Below are 2,497 nucleotides of genomic sequence, written 5' to 3' on the forward strand. Positions count from 1 at the left end.
AGACAGGACGAGATCTGCGCCAATCCGCTGGTCAAGAAGATCACCTTCACCGGCTCGACCGAGATCGGTAAACTTCTGATCCAGAAGTCGTCGGTGACGGTCAAGAAAGTGTCGATGGAGCTCGGCGGCAATGCGCCGTTCATCGTCTTCGACGACGCCGACATCGATCGCGCCGTGGCCGGCGCCATCACCGCCAAATATCGCAATTCGGGCCAGACATGCGTGTGCACCAACCGCTTCCTCGTGCAGGCCGGCGTCTACGACAAGTTCGTCGACAAGCTGGTCGTCGCCAGCAACAATCTGAAGGTCGGGTCCGGTCTGGAAGAGGGCGTGCAGCAGGGACCGCTGATCGACGACAAGGCGGTCGAGAAGGTCGAGGAACTGATCGCCGACGCGACGTCGAAGGGCGGCAAGGTCGTTGCCGGCGGCAAGCGGCACGCGCTCGGCGGCTCGTTCTTCCAGCCGACGGTGATCGCCGATGCGACGCCGAAGATGCGCTTCATGAAGGAAGAGATCTTCGGCCCGGTCGCTCCGGTGTTCAAGTTCGACACCGAGGAAGAGGCGATCGCGCTCGCCAACGACACCGAATTCGGCCTCGCCTGCTATTTCTACACCGGCGATCTCGGCCGCGCCTTCCGGGTCATGGAAGGGCTGAAATACGGCATGGTCGGCGTCAATGAGGGCCTGATCACCACGCCGGAAGCGCCCTTCGGCGGCGTCAAGGAATCCGGCCTCGGCAAGGAAGGCGGACATCAGGGCATCGAGGACTATCTCGACACCAAATATGTGTGTATCGGCGGCCTGGGCCTCTGACAACCAAGCGGAAGAGCAGGCGCAAAGCCTGCCTTTCTTGTATTGCAAACCCGGCCGGGACCGGCCGGGTCAATAGATCAACGAACTGACTTTCGGGCATGACGATGAAGGACGGCGAGGTCTTCGGCACGACGCAGGCGGGCGAACCCGTGCGCCGTTTCACCATTCGTGGCGGCGGCCTCTCCGCCAACATCATCGGGCTTGGCGCGATCATCCAGGACCTGCGGCTCGCCGGCCACGACGCGCCGCTGGTGCTGGGCTACGACCGTTTCGAGCCGTATGAGACGGACCGGGCCTTCTTCGGCGCCGTCGTCGGCCGCTTTGCCAACCGCATTGGCGACGGCCGTTTCACCATCGCCGGCAAGCGCTACCAGACGGAACGAAACTTCCTCGACAAGCACACTCTGCATGGCGGCTCGGAAGGCTATTTCCACCGACCGTGGACGGTCTCGCTCCATGGCCGGGATTTCGTCACGCTGACCTTGCATGACCCGGACGGCACGATGGGCTTTCCCGGCGCGCTCGACGTGACCTGCACCTACCGGCTCAAGATTCCCGGCACGCTCAGCGTCGAACTGACCGCCACGACCTCCGAGGAGCCGACGCTGTGCAATCTCGCGCAGCATTCCTATTTCAACCTCGACGACGGCGGCGCCGGCGATATCCTCGACCATCGGCTGATGCTGAACGCCGGCGCCTACACGCCGGTCGACAGCGAGATGATCCCGACAGGCGTGGTCAAGCCGGTCGACGGCACACCTTTCGACTTCCGCCAGGCGCGTCCGTTGCGCATGGAGAGCGAGGGCGAGCAGCTTCCCTACGATCTCAATTTCTGCCTGGCCTCGGCTCGCGGGCCGTTGAGGCAGGCTGCCTGGGCGCAAGGCGCTTCATCGGGCGTCGAAATGGAGGTCTGGACCACCGAGCCCGGCCTGCAGCTCTATACCGGCCAGTACCTGCAGCCGTCCTCGGCAGGCCTGGACGGACGCCAGTACAAGGCCTTTTCGGGTCTCTGCCTGGAGGCGCAGGTCTGGCCGGACGCGCCGAACCGGCCGTATTTCCCGCAGGCCACGTTGTGGCCGGGGCAGATCTACCATCAGGTCACCGAGTACCGGTTCCGACTGCCTTGAAGGTGCGTTGATATTCAGGTGAAGCCGGCCTGCGAACGCTGGTTTCTGCGCTTCCGGTGCTCACGTGCTGAAGTACGCTCCGCTCCGGTTCTCGGAAAACCACCGTTTGGTCGCTTCGCGATCGCCTTCGACTCGGCCCTACCTGAATCTCAATACACCTTAGCTAGTTGCCGAACGCCGCTCTCAGCGTTTCGAATGGCGCAAGCGCGCCGCGCACTTGCACGACCGCGGCGGCGACGCGGTGCGCACGCTCGGCTGCCTCAGCCGGGCCATGGCCGGCCAGCCGAGCTGCGAGGTAGCCGCCGTTGAAGGAATCGCCGGCGCCGGTGGTATCGACCGGGGTGGCGACATGCACGGCCGGTACCAACTGGCAGGCGCCGTCGACGGCGATCAGCGCCGCGTCCTCGCCATTCTTGACGACGATTTCGCCGACCAATCGGCCAAGCCGGTCGGCAGTCGCCTGCGGCGTCGCGTCGCCAAACAGCATCTGCTCGTCGGGAAAGGTTGGCAGCGCGATATCGGTTACAGCCAACGCTTCGGTGGTTGCCGCCTGCGCC

General features: G+C 64.4%; 3 protein-coding genes. 2 read left to right on the top strand and 1 reads right to left on the bottom strand.

Going from position 1 to position 2,497, the window contains the following annotated elements; translation table 11 throughout:
* Positions 1-813: aldehyde dehydrogenase family protein (locus EN780_RS31980; RefSeq protein WP_128276266.1), on the top strand; the 813-nt coding region annotated here is incomplete at its 5' end.
* Between the two features lie 98 nt (positions 814-911).
* Complete coding sequence (locus EN780_RS31985) at positions 912-1,940, top strand: aldose epimerase family protein (RefSeq protein WP_128276267.1); 1,029 nt, start codon at positions 912-914, stop codon at positions 1,938-1,940.
* 163 nt (positions 1,941-2,103) lie between these two features.
* On the opposite strand, the gene EN780_RS31990 is transcribed toward EN780_RS31985, so the two are convergent.
* Positions 2,104-2,497 (bottom strand): PfkB family carbohydrate kinase (locus EN780_RS31990; protein WP_245500192.1); only part of this gene is annotated, 394 nt, incomplete at its 5' end.

The organism is Mesorhizobium sp. M4B.F.Ca.ET.089.01.1.1, assembly GCF_004022605.1.
In the GTDB taxonomy this organism is placed as follows: domain Bacteria; phylum Pseudomonadota; class Alphaproteobacteria; order Rhizobiales; family Rhizobiaceae; genus Mesorhizobium; species Mesorhizobium abyssinicae.

Coding starts and splice junctions, on each gene's coding strand:
- EN780_RS31985 (WP_128276267.1), top strand. CDS start 912: ATGACGATGAAGGACGGCGAGGTCTTCGGCACGACGCAGGCGGGCGAA.